Below are 19,401 nucleotides of genomic sequence, written 5' to 3'. Positions count from 1 at the left end.
TTCTCCTTTACCGAAGTGATTGGCGCGACTTGAGCCACAGGCCGAGCGCCACGAAAAATGACAGGCCATAGAGGCCCGAGACGAGCGGAAAGGCAGCTTCGAGCCCGAAATATTGCGTGGCGGCGACCCCCGCAATGATGCCGATGACGGAAGCACCTTGCTGGCAGGTCTGCGCCACCCCCAGGACGGAGCCCTGCTTTTCACTTCGCGTGGCTGCCGAAACGAGCGACAGGAGAACCGGCGTGGTTCCTCCGAGGAGCGCGCCCCAGGTGAAATAGAGCGCTGCGAAGAGCCCTATGACGCGCGTCGAGTCCGCCAGCCCGGTAACGATGGAGCATCCGCCGGCGATCACCACGCTCCATCCCAACACAAAGGACGGCGCTCGCCCTTCGAAGCTCCATGCCCACACCGGCGCTGCCACCACGAAGCCGAGCGCAAGAAGGCCATAGCTCAAGCCGGTGATCCAATGCTGGGCGCCGTAAACCTCAGACATATAGAGGGAAAAGGGCACCTGCAGCACCATCCTGCTTGCAAGCAGCATTCCCATCAGCCAGAAAACTCCGATCAACGGGACGCCGGTAGAAGGCGGGTGTGATACCGCTGTCGCCTTCGCCGCCACCGTGAGACCTCTTCCTTCCGGCAAAACGGGCAGGCTCACCCAGGCGACGGCGGCACAGAATGCGCAGATCATGCCGGCGGTGAGGTTGACGGTCGCGAAAGGCAAGGCATCGAGAATGATCCCGCCGAGAAAGGCGCCCGCGAGCGAGCCGACATTCGTCGCCACCTGCAGCCAGGCGAAGAGGCGGGCGCGATCCCGCCCGCCGGTTACCTGCACCCCATAGGCCTGGGCCGGTGCGATATAGCCAGCGCAGGCACCCTGCAGGAATCGCAGCACCAGAATGGTCCAGACGTCGTCGGCAAAAGCGACGAGGAGTTGCGTCACCGCCAGGCCAGCCAGCGCGCGCACCATCATGAGGCGATTGCCGTAGCGGTCGCCCATCCGCCCCCAAAAGGCACTCGTCAGGGACACGCCAAGCATGGGGCAGACATAGACGCCAATTCCCGCCAGGCCGAAAACGCTATCGGAAGCGCTCAGCGCCTTTATCTGGATCGGCCAGAAAGGACCGCTCATCTCCATGGCGCCCATGGAGATGAATTGAAGTCCGAACAGCAGCGCGAAAACGGGTCCGAAGCCGCGCAGGGCCGCGACTGCACCGGTCATTCTGTACTCGCCAGCGGATTAGGCAGTTGGTGCTCGACGCGATAGTCGCGATAGCCTTCGAGATGCATCCGCAGGACTGACCGTGTCGGCCAGGGCCGCTCGAGGAAGGCCTGGCGTTCCTCGAGCCAGAACGCATCCGACAGCATGCGCGATCGCAACGTATCGAACGCCTCTTCCGTCTCCTCCCTGAGGATGCGCCAAAGGCGGTCACCCGCAAGCGAATATTGTTCGGTCAGGCAAAGGGCGATCTCGTGAAGATGGCAGACGAAGCAGGCATCGATGACAAAGGAGCGCACGAGGCTGATATCATCGTCGAAGGTGGTTGGCAGAATGCCTTTTCGACTGAACGGTTGCAGCTCGTAACCGCGCTCCTTGAAGAGCGGCGCAAAGCTGCGGCCGTCGCCGAAATCGCGGATCAGGAGCTTCCGTGGCAGACCGCGATCGTCGAAAAGGACCGTGCTGTTTTGCTGATGCGCCTCGAATGCGAGGCCGTAGAGGAGATACATGGCCAGAGGCGGGCGGACAACGGTGCGTGCATAGAGCCGGAAGAATGCGGCGATCGCCGCTTCGCTCTCGTCGCCGCTTCTTCCGATGAGCTCGCAGATCAGTGGCCGACCGTCGACCGGGCCAGCGGTCAGAAGCGCGGCGACAGTCACCGGCAGCAGGCCGTCTCGACGGGCAAGAGCATCGGTGTTGCGATAGACCACCGACAGAAAGCGGCCCGGATGTTCGTCACCGGTATCGGGATGACGCAGAATCGCGCCCAGTTCCTCGGTGAATATCTCCAGCCCGCTCCTGAGGTCATCCTCCTTCGCCAGCATGTCGGAAATCAACGTGCTGAGGCGTGGCCCCATATGGATCGACTTGGCCTGCAGCGTCCGCTGCTCGCTCGTCATCCAGATCGCGACCGGCAGCTTGATGAAGGGCCTTGGGTCCCGCGTTTCCGGCAGCATCGTGCGGAAGGACATTGACGGCAGCGTTTCGATTTCCGGGCCTTCCGGATCGAAAACGTCAGCCTCGATCTCGGGCGCGAATTCCTGACGGACGAAGTTCTCCAGATGCCAGGCATGCACGGGCAGAGGCAGCCAATCCGCAGGCGATTTACCACGCTCTCCCAAGGCTTTCTCCCACTCGCGCCAGAGGTCCGGGAAGTTCTCGGCGAACCATTCCGAATAGCCATCGACATGCGGCATCTTCTCTATGTAGGCCCAGCCGCTGCGCAACGCGGCGACCCGCAGGCGCACACGAGCGCCGAATTCCGGCGACAAGGCAACGACATCGTCCGGCGCCAGGCCGGGCTTGGCTTTCCATGTCGGATAGAAGGGATGTCCCTCAAGGGCGCCCCATTGGTCAAGCGTCATGGCTACCAGGTGCGGCGGCAAGGTCTCTTGAAGGTAAGCAAGGAAACCGATTGCGTCTGCCTGGCCGATCTGCTCGCGTAGTTCGGCACTCCAGCGTTTCCGATGTCGCCGTGCAAGAACGTCGTTGCGCATGCTGTTGTCCACGTCGCGGACGAAGTGCTCCAAGCCGTCGGCCGCAGGGGCAAACGCGATCGATGGCGCAACCTCCCGCATCAGGACGGACGGGTCCTCGATCCGACGCCGGGTACCGCTTGCGTCCAAGGCCTCGATTTGCCCGCGGTTCTGAAACGTTCCGGCGGGCGCCCGGCGAAGATCGGAAAAATGCAGCACGCGGCGCGTCTGCCAAAGCGGCAACCAGGCCTGGCGGCCGTCGCGAGCCCGTAGCAGTGCATCCGGATCCAACAGGCGTTCCGCGAAGAGGCAACGGACCAGACGGCTTATCGCATTTCGTGCCGCGTTCGCTAGAAGCTCTGTATCGTCTGAGTGGATCTGAGCAGTTGCGGAAGAAATCTTATCGTCCATTAGGCTGCCTCCGGCCAATCTGAGGGTACATAGGCGGGCACTCCGGTGGCCAAGCCGCCGTGATAGTCGCGCGCCCATTGATAGGTCTTGGCAATGGCCGGTACGGCCACATCGAGCCGCTCGGCCATTGTGACGAGCAGCGCCTGTCCGAAGGCTAGGTCCTCATGGAAGGCGCGGCTTTCGCGATCGACGACCAATCCCGGGCCGGACGGGTTGGCAACCAGGGGGGCTCGGATGTCCGCATAGGCGCGATTTGTGCGTAGAAGCGTGTACATGGTCCGGGCGTCCGCGATCTGGTTGCCATAGGCTTCGACCAACTCCTGCTGAAGTGGTTTTACCGAGCTGAGGTCGATGCCGAGACGTGCCTCGCTTGCACGGCGGATCGCCTGGTTCTCGGCATCGCAAGCCTCCAAGAGCTCGGCGCCTGCCTGCGGGCAATCGCTCCACCAGCACAGGGGCTCGTCGAACGGCCTGTTCTCCCAGGGTGCTCCGGGGCCGATGAGCGCATAAAGGACGGCGGGGTGCATCAGTGCGTTGCCGGGCGTCAGCGTAATCTCGAGGTAGTCCCGCAGCAGGGTGACGGGAGCCTCGTAGAGGCGATTCAATATTGCCGCGAGCGTGGCGCCGCTTGCCGCGCTTTCACGGCGATGAAGAGCGACGAAGATTTCCGCCTTCGCCCCGCCCATGCGCACGCGCTGGCCCGCGATCAGGTCGAAGGCGATGTGGGGCACATCCTTCATGCCCCAGATGACCGCATTTTCGCGCCCCGAGAGAGCCTTTGCCGCGAGCCAATCGAAGCCGCAAAAGCCGGGGATTGCTCCGACATGGACGCATTTATTCTGCGGCAAGTGCGGCGCTATTCGATCCAACAGGGCCGGCCTCGCCTGGGCGGGCTGCGTAATGACGACGATGTCGGCACTCTCGAGCGCTTGGGCCGGATCGGTTCCAACATGGTCGGGTCGAGCGCTCAAGATGCGACCGTTTCGAGCCTCTGCCTGCCAGACGTCGTCGCCCTCTGCCCATCGCTCGGCCAAAGCTGTGGAGTTGGTCAGGACAGAAACCTCGACGCCTGGAACCTGCTTGAACAGTACCGCGTTCAAGTGCCCGGTACGGCCTGCGCCACAAATGGTCACCTTCATGCCGCGCACGCCCTGGCGGCGAGCCAGCCGTCCAGTTGGGCGGCGATCGCTGGATCGAACAGGCGGCGCTTGGCCATCCATTCGTCGTCGAATATCGTGCCAAGATACTTCTCTCCGCCATCCGCAACCGTCGTCACGATCGTGCCGGTCAGCTTGCCAGCGGCGATGAATTCCAGCGCCTTGTAGATGGCGCCACCCGTCGAGCCGCCCACCAGCAGCCCCTTGCGCCGGGCCATGTAGCGCGCCGTCTCGAAGGCTTGGGTATCCGTCACCTGGACACCCTCGTCGATGCAGCCGTAATCCAGCACTTTGCCCACTTCGTCTCCCGCCGGCGTGCCGGTGCCCGATTGGTAGTAGGGATGCCCCGGCTTGCCGAAGACGATCGAACCAGCCGGCTCGACTGCGATCGTATACACAGACGGGTTGTGGTGCTTCAGCCGCTGGGAGATCCCGGTCATGGAGCCACCTGTCCCGACGCAGCCGATAAAGGCATCAATTCCGTCCGGGAGTTGGGCCAGCAACTCGTCGACGAAACCGGCATAGCCTTCCGGGTTCGCCGGATTATCGGATTGGTTCATGAAAAGCGCGCCTGGAAGCTGAGCGCCTAGCTGCGCGGCTAATCTTTGTCGTTCGACGACCGCAACCTCGTCCTCGCGGAAATCGCCTTCTATGTAGCGGATCTCGGCGCCGAGCGCCCGCATCATACGGATCTTGTCGGGTGCCGCGTGGTGATCCACCACCGCGATGAAACGCAATCCGAACTCCAGGGCCGCCAACGCCAAGCCCGTTCCGGTGTTTCCGGAGGATGATTCGACGATCGTGCCGCCCTGTGCGAGGCGCCCGTCTTGAAGCGCGGCGACCACCATGCTGCGCGCCATGCGGTCCTTCATCGAGCCGCCGGGATTGTTCTTCTCGATCTTCAGCACCAGAGTGGCGTCCCGGTTCGGGACCGCGATCGACATCACCGGCGTCTGGCCAATCAATTGCGTTACGGTCGTATGCAGCATCTAAGCCTCCTCAACTGTGTCGGGAATGAGATAGGGCTGCCCTTGCGCATCCCCTGCGACACAGAGGCGGGCGGGCATCGGGTGACGGTGGAATTCGTTTTCGAGAAGATCCATTTGGTAGCCGCCGGTATTGGCGAAGACGAGCAGGTCGCCGGCTTGCGGCGCGACGGAGAAGGACAGCCACCTGTTGCTGAGCACGTCCTCGTCGAGGCAGCTGTGTCCGGCTAGATAGGCGCGACCTGGAGGCGTCGCGGAAAGCGACGGCCTCGCTGCCGGCACATGAGCTGCCGGGACATGAATGGGATCGATCAGGAATTCGGAAGCAAACCAGGTTTCGCAGGCGCTGAAGCTGCTGCCCTCGACGAAAATGACGTGCGTATCCGGGCCGAGAGCCTTTACACGCGAGATCTTGAAGACAGAGATGGCTGTCTGGTCCGCCAGCGCGCGGCCCGGCTCCATCGCAAGGCAAAGCCCCTCCCGCGTGAAATAATCGGCAACGCTTCGGCCTTGCGCCATCTCTGCCAGCAAGAGCAGGTGCAGCCAATCGGAGGCGGAAAAACTGCCGCCATAGGGATAGAAGGATTCCGGTATTTTCCCGGTGCGATAGTCGTCGGTCGTCTGGGCGGCGAGATGGTCCCGGTATTTGATCGGATCGACGTACTGGATGGGCAGGCCGCCGCCAATGTCGATCATGCGCGGAGAAAATCCCATTCGCCGGGCTTCCGAAATGAGGCCGGCAGCCTCGCTCAACGCTGTGGCGCGGCTCTTCCAACGGTAGCCGTTGAGGTGGAAATGAAGCCCGTCGAATCGCAATTGCCTTTCGCCGGAAAGCCGCGCGAGGCACTGAGCGATGGCGTCGGCCGGCATGCCGAAGCGGCTCTTGCTCTGGTCGCTCGGTCGCAGCCGCAAGAGGACCGGCTGCGGGCTCGTCCTTGCCGGCAGAGCGCCGATCAGGTCCTCCAACTCTTCGGGGGAATCCACCGATATCAGCGCACCGCAGCCGACGAGTTCTCTGTGGAACGCACCCGTCTTCGCTGGTCCCGTCGCCACGACCCTTGCACCATCGGCCCCGAGCCGCCTTGCGTCCCGAAGTTCATAAAGGCTGGAAACGTCAATTCCAGCGCCTACGCCGAGTGCCGTTCGCATCAGCCCGGCGGACTTGTTGACTTTTGCCCCATAGTAGATCGCATGCCGGACGCCGTTCTCCGTCAGAACGCCTCTCAGGGCGGCAAGGTTCTCCTTAAGGGCTTGCGGCCAGATGAGGTTTAGCGGCGAGCCGTAGCGGTCGACCCAGTCGAGTAGAAGGGAAGCGTGCCGGGTGAGGAGGTCCGCGGTTGCCGGTCGGAGCATCGGTGGCAGCTCGCGGCCGATTTTCTGACAATGAAGCATCATGACAATGCCCCCGCGGAAGGGCCGGGGGCCATGCCCGTCGGAACGGGACCGTACAAGACTTCAAGTGGCACATCGCATGCCGGCAAACCTTTGGCGAAAACGTGCCGCGTTGTCTTGTATGGAAATTTACGGCCACTGCGCGCCATGTCGAAGATATCGCCCGGCGTGACCGTCTCATTAGGACGCCAGCTCTCCACGCGCACCGAATCGTAGTCGAGAAGAACGACCGGGATAGCTGTGAGCCCGAGGCGATGCGCAACCGTCAACCGGTGATGGCCGTCCATCACGAACAAGGCATCCTTCTCTGCCGTGATTGGCGCTGTCCAGGAGCCCTCCTGCAGGATCTTGGCCTGCAGGGCATCGACTCTTTCGGGGTTCACCTCTTCAGTCGGAATCAAACGTGCTGGGGAGAGAAGGCAATATTCCATGCAGATAGGCCCTCGCGCTTGTTCTTTGCACTGCTTATTTATCTTGAGTAATTGAGTCAAGATTTATCCGCTATAGCCAGCCATGATTGTGGCGTCAATAGCGTTCGCAATGATCGATTGCTTGAAGAGCTCAGCAAACAGAGGCTGCGTTACCGCTCTTTTGCGCGCGACGTTTCACGCCGTGCGGGCGAGCAGCAGACCGGTTCACAAGCGAGGCGTCTAGCGCATCGGCCCGAAAATCGTACCCGATTTTCGGAAAGCTCGATGCGAGATTCAAAGAGTTACAGCGACCTTGGCGCGTCTGAACAGACGCGCGGCGCTGTAATCGAAATAAGGCTAGCTACCGCCCGGGCGGGGAGCTGCGGATCAGGGAAGCGGCGTGACGCCAAACAGCCATTCGTGCAGTCGCCACACGAACAGCACGTAAAGCGCCACACCCGCGACCACAGCCCCGATATCCCATGTTGCCGGGCCCGGCGCCGCCACTCCATTGCCGCGGCGTTTAGCCGAAATGCGATCGGCTACTGCCCAGGCCAAGAATGCACCGAAGAGCAGTAGCGAGGCGAGATCGCCATTGGCGAGCAGATGCGCAAGAGCCCAGATCTTTACCGACACGAGCATTGGATGCTTGAGAGCCGGCTTCAGGCGACCCGCTGGGAAGGCAAACACCATGAGGCTGATGAAGGCGAAAAGCATCAGCGCAAGAGCGATGTGCTTCATCCATACCGGTGGCTCGTAGAGGATCGGAGCATCCGGCCTGGCAATAGAGAAGCCCCAGATGATCAGCACGAAGCCGGCCAGGGAAACGAGCGAATAGAGCCCTCTCCAGGGGCCGTCCCCCATGTCGGCAAGGCGTCGGTCGCGCCAGCCGGGCGCAAAGATGCGAACCGAATGGACACCCAGAAAGATCAGCAGGCCGAGTATCAGAACAAACATCGTCGCCCTCCGAAAGGATCGCCGCAATCAAAACGCCGCGCGGACGCACAGATCGCTCGTTCAATTCCTGCATGTTTCTCCAGTTTGGTTACGATTTAAAGAAGACGTGTGAGCCGGGCAGCGAACAGGGTACATGTTGCCGCTCCTCCGATCAGCCCCGCTACGCTACCCGGTCGCTCCGATCCCTCCAATAGCGAGCCAGTTTGTCGCTTGGGAGCGGGTGTTGCGCCAGTGCCAGCCTTGTCCGGAACATTGTGCAGCGGACATTCGTTGTCGAGGCACGGTGAACGGAGAAGTTCAATGAGCAATCATCTGGACGAACGGGGCGACCCGCCCTCAGCCACACATGAGTCAGACAGAAAGACCTTCACGACGACGGAGACGCGCCAGGGCCGTTTGGGCTTTCCCGTGTTTGTGGTGCTCGCGACAAGTCTTGTCCTGGCGATGCTCGTCTGGGGAGCTATCGCCCTATGGGCCGACGACACGGATGCCGACGCACCGACTGCGGCGGTGGAGGAAGTTCAGCCTTCGCCTTCGAACGAACAAACCGGTAGTGTAGGAAGTCCGCCGCGCACGGAAGAGGGGATACCGGCCCCGACGGACCGCGATCCCACCTATCAGACTGGGACCGGCGGCCCCAGCCCCGCAGTAACCCCGGACGGCACCGTGAAATAGGTAACACCGTTCAAGGGCGGGCCTGAGAGTCTGGTCATGCCCGCGAAGGCCGCGCCGAGCATTTCGCCGGAAACGAATGTCTTTGCCCGCTTCAACGTCAGCGGCAAGACGATCAGGCTCAATGTCGGTCTGCAACGCCGAGGATGTTGTTGCCGACCTGCGTCACGCGCTCGCTGCTTTGCCGGGTTGATGTTCAATCGAGCGCCGCATAGTCGGCGCTCCCGCCCGCGTCTGCATCGGTTGAGTCCTTCGGTCGCGCCCTTCCTCGAATGGTCATGTTATTTCCGACGGGAGCTTGGCCGCGATTGCGGGTGCCGAGACGCGCGGTGCGTCCGGAAGCGTCCTGAAAGATGCACAATGCTGCAGGCGGCGCCCGGTAGCAGGCTCGTCAAAACGCCGTCGCCAGAAGGAGCGGATCGGCATGGAACAGCACGGCGTGGCCGCCGGAAAGCAGCCAGGTAGTTGTGACTACGGTAGCCAGGGCGGCGACGGCGAGCGGAGCATCGGCAGTTATTCGGGCGCGTCCGCGAAGAAGTGCTGCCAAGGGCAGGATGGATGTCTTTGCCGCCTCCCTGTGCCATGCGTCTTTCAGTCTCCGGCGCGCGCGCTTTTCCAACATCGGCATGGCCCCAAGCGCGAAGAGGGCGAAGCCGCCGAAGAGGATCAGCGAGCGCAGGTCGCCATTGGCGATGAGGTGGCCGAGTGCCCAGAGGGCAAAGCCCGATAGCACCGGATGACGGGTGATCGCGACGACCGCTCCCGGCTCATCGCCCTGGCGGATCGAGATCGAGAGCGGATTGATGCTGAAGAGGCCGGCGAGCACGAGGAATACGCCAATGGGCGCGGCGATCAACGTCGCCCAGGCCTGCCAGGGCGCCGGCTCCCACAGCGGAACGTAGTCGACGTTCAGCGCCGCATAGAAGACCCAGCCGAGCAGGACGATCGACACGGCGGAATAAAGCGAGAAATAGATTGCCCGACCGAGGTGGCTTATCAGCCGCTCGCGAATGGCAGGCAGCGCCGGTATCGAATGGAGAGCGAGGAAGGCGCCGAGCGCCAGCAGGAATTCAGTCATTGTACTCAGTGGACGGCTTTCGCCCCCTCCATTGCTTGGAGCAGAACCTGCTCGGCTGCGACGTGTCGCCGAAGCTCGTCGAGAAAGACGCGCAGCATCGCATCGACCGCGCTCCAGGAATGCACGCTTCGTCCCGCAACCGCTGACTGGAGAGTGGCCGCAAGCAATGGCTGCGGGTCCGGTGACGTTGTGCGGGAATGTGGCGGGGCCGCGACCGGCCCGCCGGGCTTCGAAATCTTGGCTGCGGTTGCCAGACAAAGATCGGGATCGATCCGACCGGCGACCGAGTCGATAATCGCTTCAACGGAATCGCACAGCTGGAGGAGTTCGCCATATCGTTCCTGAAGGTTTTTGAGGGGCGAGGGCGTCATTATCCGGCCCTCTACTTGTCGATGAACAGCACTGCGGCGCAAGCGACCGACGCCAGCACCGCGGCGATTGCGCCGGTCCGCTGGAGAACCCCCATGCGATAGAGCACGAGGGCGAAGATGATGATGATCGGGGTGGCGACCGAGAGGCCGATCTGCGCGTCGTTCATGGTGGTCTCCATTTCCTCACCGACCATAGCGAGCGGGCCGCTTTGGTCTTTGATCGGGCGCAAAGAAGCGGCGGTGCCATTCTCCTATGCGCTTTCCTGGTTTCCTGGGGAGATGCGGCATGCAACGAGCAATGGCGGCCGGCGCGACCGGCGAAATGGGATCTGGCGAAGAGGAAGAAGACACGCTGCTTCTCTGGATTCTCGTCTGGAGCGAGTTGGCCGCCTTCGGCATTCTGATCGGCGCCTTTCTGGTAGCCTCGGTGATCGCGCCGGGTGATTTCGCTGTCGCGCGATTGCATCTGAAGCCGGGGATTGCCGCCATCAACACGCTCGTGCTGTTGACAAGCGGATGGCAGGCGGCGGTCGCGGCCGGCAAGGGAGCGAGGCTCGCCACGCGCCGCCGGGCACTGGTGCTTGCGGCGCTGCTCGGTTTCGCCTTCGTCGCCATCAAGCTCTACGAGTACGGCACGGAAATCCGATTCGCCGGCGAGGCAGAGTTTCGCTCCTTCTTCGAGCTCTATTTCATCCTGACCGGCTTCCACCTCGTCCATGTGGCCTTCGTCGGCATAGTGCTCATCCTGGTCGCCTGGAGGCCGCGACCGGCCAATGTCGAACTCGTGACCACGCTTTGGCACGTGATCGATCTCGTGTGGATCGTCATGTTCCCCATTCTCTATCTGGTTTGATCCGATGAACGGCAGTGGCCCCAAACAGTTGAAGAAAACCTGGATATGGCTCGTTGCCATGGTCGGTGCCGGGATGCTCCTCGTCCGCGAGGTCAGCGATCCGGCGCTCTCACTTGCCCTCGCTGCGGCGCTTCTGACGATCGCGGTTTTGAAGGCCCGTCTCGTCGTGCTTGACTTCCTCGGCCTGCGTTTCGGTTCGCGACACTTACGCATCGCCCTCCTTGCCTGGCCGATCTTCTTCGCTCTTGCGGCTGCGGCGAAAACGCTCATCGCCGCCTTTCCGTCGGGCGGGTGAGGCCCTCTTCCCAACTATTTGCCGAAACGCAAAGAACGCCCGTTCGGAATCCCTAGAAAGGATCGCGTTTGCCGGTGTTTGCGGATGTCGATTCCGCAGCCGACCGGCGGGGAATCGTTCAGACCGGTCCGCTGCTTGCGGCCTCCCGGAATCGAAAGGACCATGGGATGGCAGAACGCCTTACCAAGACAGGGGCCCGCAACGTCTTCTATGGCGGCTCCATCTTCTTCTTCGCGATCTTCGTCGGGCTCACGGCCCACAGTCATTATTACATGAAGACGGAGTCGACGGACGAAACGACGCTGACGGCTTCGGTCGCCCGCGGCAAGCACGTCTGGGAAAAGAACTCCTGCATCAATTGTCACACGCTTCTTGGCGAAGGCGCCTATTTCGCTCCGGAACTCGGCAATGTCTGGAAGCGCTGGGGCGGCGAAAGCGATCCCGAGGGCGCCCGTGAGACGCTGAAATCCTGGATGGCGGCTCAGCCCTCCGGCGCCGAGGGTCGGCGGCAGATGCCGCAGTTCAATCTGACCGAGCAGGAACTGAACGATCTCGCCGATTTCCTCGAATGGACGAGCCGCATCAAGACGCAGAACTGGCCGCCGAACGAGGCGGGTTGAGCTTGGCGGGAGAAGGAGAAAAGACATGAAATATCAAACGCAGAAGGTCGCGATGCTGTATTTCTACGGCGCGCTCGGCCTGTTTCTCGCCCAGGTCCTGTTCGGCGTTCTCGCCGGCACGATCTATGTCCTGCCGAACACGCTCTCGGAACTCTTGCCTTTCAACATCGTGCGCATGGTCCATACCAATGCGCTGATCGTCTGGCTGCTGATGGGCTTCATGGGCGCCACCTATTATCTCCTGCCGGAGGAGGCGGAGACGGAGCTTTACAGCCCCAAGATCGCAATTGCGCAGTTCTGGATCTTCCTCGTCGCCGCGGCCGTTGCCGTGGTCGGCTATCTTTTCCACATCCATGAGGGCCGCGAATTCCTCGAACAGCCCTTCGCGATCAAGGTCGGCATCGTCGTCGTGGCGCTGATGTTCCTCTACAACATCACGCTGACGGTGCTGAAAGGGCGCAAGACAACGGTCACGAACATCCTGATCTTCGGTCTCTGGGGTGTGGCGATCTTCTTCCTTTTCGCCTTCTACAATCCGGCCAATCTGGCGCTCGACAAGATGTACTGGTGGTATGTCGTCCATCTGTGGGTCGAAGGTGTCTGGGAACTGATCATGGCCTCGGTTCTGGCCTTCCTGATGATCAAGCTCAACGGCATCGACCGCGAGGTGGTCGAGAAGTGGCTTTACGTGATCGTCGGCCTGGCGCTCTTCTCCGGCATCCTCGGTACCGGTCACCACTATTACTGGATCGGCGCGCCGGGCTACTGGCAGTGGATCGGCTCGCTCTTCTCGACGCTCGAGGTCGCACCCTTTTTCACCATGGTGGTCTTCACTTTCGTGATGACCTGGAAGGCCGGCCGAAAGCACCCGAACAAGGCGGCGCTCCTCTGGTCGATCGGCTGCTCGGTCATGGCCTTTTTCGGCGCCGGCGTCTGGGGCTTCCTGCACACGCTGTCCTCGGTCAACTACTACACCCACGGCACGCAGGTCACCGCCGCGCATGGACACCTCGCCTTCTTCGGGGCCTATGTGATGCTGAACCTTGCCGTCATGGCCTATGCCATTCCGGAGATCCGTGGACGGGCGCCCTATAACCAGTGGCTGTCGATCGCCAGCTTCTGGGCCATGTGTACTGCCATGTCGGTGATGACCTTCGCGCTCACCTTCGCCGGTGTCGTCCAGGTCCACCTGCAACGAGTTCTCGGCGAGAGCTTCATGGTGGTACAGGAGCAACTCGCGCTCTTCTACTGGATACGCCTCGGCTCGGGTGCGGTGGTGCTCGTCTCCGCGCTGATGTTCGCCTGGGCGGTGCTGGTCCCCGGCAGGAGCCGCAGCCTTGTCGTTAACCGGGCCATTCAGCCCGCCGAGTGAGGGTGGAGGGCCGGCCTTAGCAGCCGACCCACCGCTGCCCCGCAACCGACTTCGGAGATCCTCCATGAATATCGCCCTGAAAAACCCCTCGCTTTCCGGTTATGAGATCCCCGCCTATTCGCCCTCCGGTCAGGAATGTGCGCTCTTCGAGAGCGCCTGGTTGCGCCAGCTTCCGCTGCTGTTGAAAGGGCCCACCGGCTGCGGCAAGACACGCTTCGTCGCTCACATGGCCGCCAAACTCGGCTTGCCGCTTTCGACCGTGTCGTGCCACGACGACCTCGCGGCCGCGGACCTGACCGGCCGTTATCTCCTGAAGGGCGGTGACACCGTATGGGTGGACGGGCCGCTGACCCGTGCCGTGCGTGAGGGCGGCATCTGCTATCTCGACGAGATCGTCGAGGCAAGGAAGGACGTCGCCGTCGTGCTTCATCCGCTCACCGACGACCGGCGCATCCTGCCGCTCGAGCGCACCGGCGAGGTGCTCGAGGCGCCGCCGGGCTTCATGCTCGTCGTCTCCTATAATCCTGGCTATCAGAATCTCTTGAAGAGCTTGAAGCCGAGTACGCGCCAGCGTTTCGTCGCCATCGAGTTCGATTTTCTGCCGCGGGCGCGCGAGATTGCCGTGGTGGCGGAGGAAAGCGGTCTCGACGCGGCCCGCGTCGCGCCGCTCGTCGATCTTGCCCACCGGCTTCGGGCGCTCAAAGGGCATGATCTCGAGGAGGGCGTCTCGACGCGCCTCCTCGTCTACTGCGCCAGCCTCGTCGATAGCGGCCTGTCGCTGCGCGACGCGGTGATCGCGACGATGATCGAACCGTTGACGGACGAGCCGGACGTCAAGGCCGCGCTGATCGAGGTCGCCGACGCGATCGTCCGTTGAAGGGGCCGAGATGCTGGATTTCCTCGAACTCGAAGAGACTGTCGGCCGTGCCTGGCACCGCTTCATCGGCAACACGCGCAGCTGGCCGCGTTTTCCGGAGGAAGCCGTCCGGCTCGAAGATGTGCAAACGGTGCTTGCCGTCTACTTCCGCGGTCTCGGCGGAGAGCAGGCGGTGCAGATCGCACCGGCGCGCGGCCGCACCTCCACACATCGGCTGCGGCTGCGCCAGCGCATGGGGCTTGGCGAAGAGAAGCTGGTGCAGCCGGCGCGCGACCAGGCGACGCTGATGCTTCCGGCGGAAATAGACCTCTTCCCACTCAGGCGCCTCAACCGCGATCTCTATTTCTGGCTCGCCGCTATGATGGCTGTCATGCCGCTGTCACCGGTCGGCGCCGGCGATCCTCTCGCTCTTGACCTCGCCGGCCTCGCGCGCGCGGAAGAGACGGTGAAAAGGGTGCTTGACGCCTTTCCGGCGTTGCGCCCGCGCTATCGCCGCCTGTGCCGGGCGGTGCTGGAGGTGCGGCAAGGGCGGACGTTGCCGGCGGTCGAGCAGCACGTCGAGAACCGAGTGCTACGCATGCTGAGGGCCGGCACCGGCCGGGACGACGAGATCGTGCCGGTCATCTTTCCACGGCGTGCACCACCCGGTTACCTACCCATGCTTCCCGTGCCGCTCTGGCCGGAGGCGCTGCTCAGGCAGGAGACAGAGAGACGGGAGGGTGGCGATGAGCCTGCCCGTGGCGGCAGGGCGGAAGGGGTCGAAACGACCCGCCATGTGGCGACCCGCGAGGCGCAGCGACAGAAGGAACGTAGCCCGTTCATTCTCAATCGTTTCGAGAAAATCCTCGCCATGGCCGAGATGGTCAATGTCGACCGGCCGTCCGACGACAGCGACGAGCACGACGCACAGGCTGCGGACGAACTCGACGAGATGACACTTGGCGAGCGCCAGGGGCGGCCTGCGGCGCGGTTCCGCTTCGATCTCGACCTGCCGCCGGAAGCGCTTGACCGCACGGCGCTGACGGCGGAGCACAGCTATCCCGAATGGGATTACCGCAGTGGCAGCTATCTTCGGGATTATTGCCGCGTCGTTGCCGCGCCTGCATCAGGCGAGGGGATCGTCGGCGAGACGGATGCGGCGACGAAGAGCCTGATCCGCCGCGTCAGGCGGCAATTCGAAGTGCTGCGGCCGCGGCACGAGCTCTTGAGGGCGCAGATCGACGGCGCGGATCTCGACCTCGACGCCGTGGTGCGCGCCCGCACCGACCTCAAGGCCGGCGGCCAGGGCAGCGACCGCATCCACATGATGAGCCGACCGCAGGCCCACGACCTCGCCGTGACCATCCTCGTCGACGTTTCGCTTTCCACCGATGCCTGGTTCGACGATCTCCGCGTTCTCGACGTGGAGAAGCAGGCGCTCCTGGTATTGGCACATGGGCTCGCGGCCTGCGGCGACTCCCACGAAATCCTGACCTTCACCTCGCGCCGGCGCGACTGGGTGCGCGTCGAAACCGTCAAGGCTTTCGACGAGGCGATGGGGTCCGCCGTCGAGGCACGCATCGCGGCGCTCAAGCCGGGGTACTACACCCGCATTGGCGCGGCAGTCCGCCACGCCGCCAGCGGTCTCGTCAAGCGCCCGAACCGCCGGAAGCTGCTGATCGTCCTGACGGACGGCAAGCCGAACGATGTCGACCATTACGAAGGGCGCTTTGCGCTTGAGGACAGTCGCCGCGCCGTTACCGAGGCGCGACGCTCCGGCATTCATGTATTCGGAGTGACGGTCGATCGCGAAGCGAAGTCCTATGTGCCCACGATCTTCGGGCAGAACGGATATGCCGTCGTCAGTAGTATCGGCAGGCTGCCGGCCGCCCTGCCTTCGATCTATCGCGGCCTCGTGAGATAGGCGGGGGAGGCCGCGATACGGAAGGCCCGGCAAGTCTACTGCATGTCTCCTTTAATCGACCTCGATTGAAGGACAAAGACATGCAGCACCCTAAAGTGATACAGCGACCTTTGCGCGTCTGATAAGACGCGCGGAGCTGTAGGAGCCGGGCCTTCCATCCATTTCTCGTCGCGCACGATCATTCCGCGGCGATGGGGGCGGGATAGCGCTTTGCATCCGCGTCAGCGCCCCCGTCCGGCACTGCCTCATCCCTGTCCGACTTCCGCACCTTCGGTTCCTTGCCGAAGAACACGGCATAACCTGCCGGCAGCACCAGGATCGTCAGCACCGTCGCGACCAGGATGCCGCCCATCATCGCGTAGGCGAGCGGCGCCCAGAAGATGCTGCGCGAGATCGGTATCATCGCGAGCACCGCGACGAGCGCCGTTAGCATAATCGGCCGGAACCGACGCACGGCAGCGCCGACGATCGCCTCGGAGCGCTCCATCCCGCCGGCGATGTCCTGATCGATCTGGTCGACGAGGATGATCGAGTTTCGGATGATGATGCCGAGAAGTGCTATGACGCCGAGAATGGCGACGAAGCCGAAGGGGGCGCCGCTGACAAGGAGCGCCGCAGCCGCACCGATGATGCCGAGCGGACCCGTGGCGAGCACAAGTATCGACTTGCCGAAATGCTGGAGCTGCACCATCAGCAGGACGAGGATGACGAGCAGCATGATCGGCGCCTTGGCGGCGATCGACGCCTGGCTTTCGGCGCTGTCTTCGGCGCCACCCTGGACCTCTATCTTGTAACCGGGTGCAAGCCCGTCCCGAAGCCCCTTGAGCTCGTCGTAGAGCTTCATCGTGACGTCGTTCGGTTGGACGCCGTCCGGCAGCGTCCCACGCACGGTAATCGTCGGCAGGCGATCACGCCGCCACTCGATCCCCTGCTCCATGACCGGCACGACCTTGGCGATCTGGGCGACGGGCACGAAGCCGCCGAAATCCGTCGGCACATAGACCGAATTGACTGCCGACAGCAGGTGCCGGTTGCCGTTCGGCTCGCGGGCGACGATCGAGACCGTTTCCTCGCCGTCGCGGAAATCGTCGAGCGGGACACCGGACATCGCCGCCTGCAGCATTTGGCGGACGCGCTGCGAACTGACGCCGAGCGCGCGGGCGCGGTCCTGGTCGATGACGAGCTTCATCGCCGGCACGGGCTCCAGCCAGTCGTCATGGACGGCCCCGAGCAAGGGATTCTCGTTGAACTTCGCCTTCACCTGATCGGCGATGCGGCGCAGTTCCTGGCGATCGGGACCCATCACGCGGATCTGAACCGGCCAGCCGGTCGGGGGGCCGAGAAACAGGCGGTCGACCTTGGCGCGGATCGAGGGGAAGTCTTCGGCGAGGATCGTACGCAGCTTGAGGATCAGCCGTTCGCGCGCGGGCTCGTCCTTCGCCATGACGAGCAGTTGCGCAAAGTTTGGATTGCGAAGCTGCTGGTCGAGCGGCAGGAAGAAGCGCGGGATGCCTTCGCCGATATAGGTGGCGATGAAGCGCTTGTCCTCGTCGTCCATCATGCGCGCCTCGAGGGCCCGGGCCTGACGCTCGACCTCGCTGATGCTGGTGCCTTCCGGCAGCCATAAGTCGACGAGAATCTCCGGCCGGGACGATTGCGGAAAGAAATTCTTGGGAATGAACTGGAAGGCCCAGAGGCTGGTCATGAAGGCTGCCAGCGTCATGACGAGCACGATGACGCGGTGGCGCACGGCCCAGCCGACGGCCGACCGGAGGCGGCGGTAGAAGCGCGTGTCGAAAACGTCGTGATGCCCGCCGGCATGGTGGCGCTGCTTCAGGATCATGTATCCGAGCCAGGGCGTGAAGTAGACGGCCACGAACCAGGAGACGACCAGAGCGATGCCGACCACATAGAAGAGCGAACGGACATACTCGCCCGCAGTGGATTGCGCAAAGCCGACCGGAATGAAGCCGGCGATGGTGATCAGTGTGCCGGTGAGCATCGGGAAGGCGGTCGAGGAATAGGCGAAGCTCGCCGCATCGATCTTCGCCAGGCCTTCCTCTAGTTTTCGCTCCATGAGTTCGACGACGATCATCGCGTCGTCAACCAGCAGGCCAAGCGCGATGATGAGCGCGCCCAGCGAAATGCGCTGCAGGTCGATGCCGAACTCGTACATGATGGCGAAGGTGGCGGCGAGCACCAGCGGTATGGCGATCGCAATCACCAGGCCCGAGCGCCAGCCGATGGACAGGAACGACACCACGAGAACGATGGCCAGCGCTTCCATGAGAGCGTGCATGAATTCGCTCATCGCCTCGGTCACGACTTCCGGCTGGTTGGAGATCTGGTCGACCGATACGCCATGGGGGAGCGAGGATTCAAAACGTTCATAGGTTGCCTCCACTGCCTTGCCGACATCGGTGACGTTGTGACCCTTGGCCATCACCACGCCGATCTGCACGCTGTCATGGCCGTTGAATCGGAATTTGCGCGCGTAAGGGTCCTCGAGCCCCGCAGTAATCGTCGCTATGTCACCGAGGCGGATCGCTTCGCTGCCCGTCCGCAGGCGCAGGTTGCGGATGTCCTCGACCCGCGTCACGTCCCCGTCGACGGAAATGCGCACCGACCGGGTGCCGGTATCGACGCTGCCGGCAGGGTCGACATTGTTCTGGCCGGCAATGGCGTTTTGCAGGTCGGCAAGCGTGAGCCCGCGCGCGGCCAACAGTTTGGAGGAGACGTCGATATAAATCTTCTGCGGCTGGTCGCCGAGGATCACCACCTTCTCCACGCCGGGCGTCGTCAGGAGCATGTCGCGGCCGTCTATCGCGAACCGCTTCAGTTCGGGATAGGTGTAGCCTTGCCCACTGATGGCGTGCATGGTGATATAGGTGTCGCCGAACTCGTCGTTGAAATAGGGGCCGAGCATGCCTTCGGGCAGTTCATTGGCGATGTCGCCCACCTTTTTGCGGACCTGATAGAAGGCGTCGGCAACGTCGTCCGCATCCGTATCGCCCTCGATCTGCACGGTGATGATGGTGCTGCCCGAGCGCGTATAGGAGCGGACGAAATCGAGATGCGGCGTCTCCTGCAGCTTGCGCTCTATCTTGTTGACGACCTGATGCTGCATCTCCTCGATCGAAGCGCCCGGCCAGACCGCTTGGACGACCATCGTCCGGAAGGTGAATTCCGGGTCCTCTCGCTGCCCCATGCGCACGAGCCCGAGGGCGCCGGTGACAATGATCAGCGCGAAGAGGAAGCGCGCGATGCTCGGATGGCCGATCGCCCAACGCGACAGGTTGAACGGCTTCTTCTCCCCCGTGGAGGCGTGCATGATCGGTATTCCTGTCTGGTCT

Annotated in this window: 17 protein-coding genes; 7 read left to right on the top strand and 10 right to left on the bottom strand. The window is 62.9% G+C overall.

Annotation, left to right across the window (positions count from 1 at the left end; all coding sequences use genetic code 11):
- Positions 1–7: 7 nt before the first annotated feature.
- From AC4P1R_RS20625 to AC4P1R_RS20595, 7 genes are all read right to left on the bottom strand, one after another.
- Positions 8–1,222 (bottom strand): MFS transporter, encoded by a 1,215-nt coding sequence (locus AC4P1R_RS20625; RefSeq protein ID WP_492178575.1) that lies wholly within the window; start codon positions 1,220–1,222, stop codon positions 8–10.
- On the bottom strand, positions 1,219–3,105 hold the full coding sequence (locus AC4P1R_RS20620) for an IucA/IucC family protein (protein WP_492178573.1): 1,887 nt from the start codon (positions 3,103–3,105) through the stop codon (positions 1,219–1,221). Before AC4P1R_RS20620 ends, AC4P1R_RS20625 begins: the two co-directional genes overlap by 4 nt.
- On the bottom strand, positions 3,105–4,244 hold the full coding sequence (locus AC4P1R_RS20615; protein ID WP_492178571.1) for an NAD/NADP octopine/nopaline dehydrogenase family protein: 1,140 nt from the start codon (positions 4,242–4,244) through the stop codon (positions 3,105–3,107). Before AC4P1R_RS20615 ends, AC4P1R_RS20620 begins: the two co-directional genes overlap by 1 nt.
- A complete protein-coding gene (locus tag AC4P1R_RS20610) occupies positions 4,241–5,251 on the bottom strand; it encodes a cysteine synthase family protein (RefSeq protein ID WP_069456909.1) in 1,011 nt (336 codons plus the stop codon). Before AC4P1R_RS20610 ends, AC4P1R_RS20615 begins: the two co-directional genes overlap by 4 nt.
- Positions 5,252–6,643, bottom strand: coding sequence for a Y4yA family PLP-dependent enzyme (locus AC4P1R_RS20605; protein WP_492178570.1), 1,392 nt, complete (start codon positions 6,641–6,643; stop codon positions 5,252–5,254).
- Positions 6,640–7,071 carry a ParB N-terminal domain-containing protein gene (locus tag AC4P1R_RS20600; protein WP_492178800.1) on the bottom strand — a complete coding sequence of 144 codons (432 nt, stop codon included), beginning with the start codon at positions 7,069–7,071 and terminating at the stop codon, positions 6,640–6,642. Before AC4P1R_RS20600 ends, AC4P1R_RS20605 begins: the two co-directional genes overlap by 4 nt.
- 366 nt (positions 7,072–7,437) lie before the next feature.
- The gene (locus AC4P1R_RS20595) at positions 7,438–8,007 is read right to left on the bottom strand and encodes an NnrU family protein (protein WP_151613827.1); all 570 of its coding nucleotides are present in this window, start codon (positions 8,005–8,007) and stop codon (positions 7,438–7,440) included.
- Positions 8,008–8,307: 300 nt separating this feature from the next.
- Between AC4P1R_RS20595 and AC4P1R_RS20590 the strand changes: the two genes are divergently transcribed.
- Positions 8,308–8,682: a hypothetical protein gene (locus AC4P1R_RS20590; protein WP_069456905.1), complete on the top strand. Its 375-nt coding sequence runs from the start codon at positions 8,308–8,310 to the stop codon at positions 8,680–8,682.
- Between the two features lie 388 nt (positions 8,683–9,070).
- Here AC4P1R_RS20590 and AC4P1R_RS20585 read toward each other — a convergent pair whose 3' ends face one another.
- Together AC4P1R_RS20585 and AC4P1R_RS20580 are read right to left on the bottom strand one after the other, a co-directional pair.
- The gene (locus AC4P1R_RS20585) at positions 9,071–9,757 is read right to left on the bottom strand and encodes an NnrU family protein (RefSeq protein ID WP_151613826.1); all 687 of its coding nucleotides are present in this window, start codon (positions 9,755–9,757) and stop codon (positions 9,071–9,073) included.
- 382 nt (positions 9,758–10,139) lie between these two features.
- The gene (locus tag AC4P1R_RS20580) at positions 10,140–10,295 is read right to left on the bottom strand and encodes a hypothetical protein (RefSeq protein WP_151613825.1); all 156 of its coding nucleotides are present in this window, start codon (positions 10,293–10,295) and stop codon (positions 10,140–10,142) included.
- Between the two features lie 119 nt (positions 10,296–10,414).
- On the opposite strand from AC4P1R_RS20580, the gene AC4P1R_RS20575 reads away from it, so the two are divergent.
- From AC4P1R_RS20575 to AC4P1R_RS20550, 6 genes are all read left to right on the top strand, one after another.
- Complete coding sequence (locus tag AC4P1R_RS20575) at positions 10,415–10,981, top strand: cytochrome c oxidase subunit 3 (RefSeq protein ID WP_069456901.1); 567 nt, start codon at positions 10,415–10,417, stop codon at positions 10,979–10,981.
- 4 nt (positions 10,982–10,985) lie between these two features.
- Entirely contained in the window at positions 10,986–11,276 is a 291-nt protein-coding gene (locus tag AC4P1R_RS20570) for a cytochrome C oxidase subunit IV family protein (protein WP_069456900.1), read from the top strand.
- Positions 11,277–11,443: 167 nt separating this feature from the next.
- Positions 11,444–11,896: a c-type cytochrome gene (locus AC4P1R_RS20565; RefSeq protein WP_151613822.1), complete on the top strand. Its 453-nt coding sequence runs from the start codon at positions 11,444–11,446 to the stop codon at positions 11,894–11,896.
- Positions 11,897–11,921: 25 nt separating this feature from the next.
- Positions 11,922–13,268: a nitric-oxide reductase large subunit gene (locus AC4P1R_RS20560; protein WP_069456899.1), complete on the top strand. Its 1,347-nt coding sequence runs from the start codon at positions 11,922–11,924 to the stop codon at positions 13,266–13,268.
- A gap of 64 nt (positions 13,269–13,332) precedes the next feature.
- On the top strand, positions 13,333–14,145 hold the full coding sequence (locus tag AC4P1R_RS20555; RefSeq protein WP_069456898.1) for a CbbQ/NirQ/NorQ/GpvN family protein: 813 nt from the start codon (positions 13,333–13,335) through the stop codon (positions 14,143–14,145).
- Positions 14,146–14,155: 10 nt separating this feature from the next.
- Positions 14,156–16,048 (top strand): nitric oxide reductase activation protein NorD, encoded by a 1,893-nt coding sequence (locus tag AC4P1R_RS20550; RefSeq protein WP_492178567.1) that lies wholly within the window; start codon positions 14,156–14,158, stop codon positions 16,046–16,048.
- Between the two features lie 178 nt (positions 16,049–16,226).
- On the opposite strand, the gene AC4P1R_RS20545 is transcribed toward AC4P1R_RS20550, so the two are convergent.
- Positions 16,227–19,379: an efflux RND transporter permease subunit gene (locus AC4P1R_RS20545; protein ID WP_492178565.1), complete on the bottom strand. Its 3,153-nt coding sequence runs from the start codon at positions 19,377–19,379 to the stop codon at positions 16,227–16,229.
- Between the last annotated feature and the right edge of the window lie 22 nt (positions 19,380–19,401).

The sequence above is a fragment of the Sinorhizobium sp. Y406 genome (assembly GCF_058732025.1).
The sequence above is the reverse complement of the archived record's forward strand: the minus strand, read 5'-3'. Positions and strand labels throughout refer to the sequence as shown.

Coding starts and splice junctions, on each gene's coding strand:
- AC4P1R_RS20555 (WP_069456898.1), top strand. CDS start 13,333: ATGAATATCGCCCTGAAAAACCCCTCGCTTTCCGGTTATGAGATCCCC.
- AC4P1R_RS20565 (WP_151613822.1), top strand. CDS start 11,444: ATGGCAGAACGCCTTACCAAGACAGGGGCCCGCAACGTCTTCTATGGC.
- AC4P1R_RS20570 (WP_069456900.1), top strand. CDS start 10,986: ATGAACGGCAGTGGCCCCAAACAGTTGAAGAAAACCTGGATATGGCTC.
- AC4P1R_RS20590 (WP_069456905.1), top strand. CDS start 8,308: ATGAGCAATCATCTGGACGAACGGGGCGACCCGCCCTCAGCCACACAT.
- AC4P1R_RS20575 (WP_069456901.1), top strand. CDS start 10,415: ATGCAACGAGCAATGGCGGCCGGCGCGACCGGCGAAATGGGATCTGGC.
- AC4P1R_RS20550 (WP_492178567.1), top strand. CDS start 14,156: ATGCTGGATTTCCTCGAACTCGAAGAGACTGTCGGCCGTGCCTGGCAC.
- AC4P1R_RS20615 (WP_492178571.1), bottom strand. CDS start 4,244: ATGAAGGTGACCATTTGTGGCGCAGGCCGTACCGGGCACTTGAACGCG.
- AC4P1R_RS20585 (WP_151613826.1), bottom strand. CDS start 9,757: ATGACTGAATTCCTGCTGGCGCTCGGCGCCTTCCTCGCTCTCCATTCG.
- AC4P1R_RS20600 (WP_492178800.1), bottom strand. CDS start 7,071: ATGGAATATTGCCTTCTCTCCCCAGCACGTTTGATTCCGACTGAAGAG.
- AC4P1R_RS20625 (WP_492178575.1), bottom strand. CDS start 1,222: ATGACCGGTGCAGTCGCGGCCCTGCGCGGCTTCGGACCCGTTTTCGCG.
- AC4P1R_RS20560 (WP_069456899.1), top strand. CDS start 11,922: ATGAAATATCAAACGCAGAAGGTCGCGATGCTGTATTTCTACGGCGCG.
- AC4P1R_RS20620 (WP_492178573.1), bottom strand. CDS start 3,105: ATGGACGATAAGATTTCTTCCGCAACTGCTCAGATCCACTCAGACGAT.
- AC4P1R_RS20605 (WP_492178570.1), bottom strand. CDS start 6,643: ATGATGCTTCATTGTCAGAAAATCGGCCGCGAGCTGCCACCGATGCTC.
- AC4P1R_RS20610 (WP_069456909.1), bottom strand. CDS start 5,251: ATGCTGCATACGACCGTAACGCAATTGATTGGCCAGACGCCGGTGATG.
- AC4P1R_RS20545 (WP_492178565.1), bottom strand. CDS start 19,379: ATGCACGCCTCCACGGGGGAGAAGAAGCCGTTCAACCTGTCGCGTTGG.
- AC4P1R_RS20580 (WP_151613825.1), bottom strand. CDS start 10,295: ATGAACGACGCGCAGATCGGCCTCTCGGTCGCCACCCCGATCATCATC.
- AC4P1R_RS20595 (WP_151613827.1), bottom strand. CDS start 8,007: ATGTTTGTTCTGATACTCGGCCTGCTGATCTTTCTGGGTGTCCATTCG.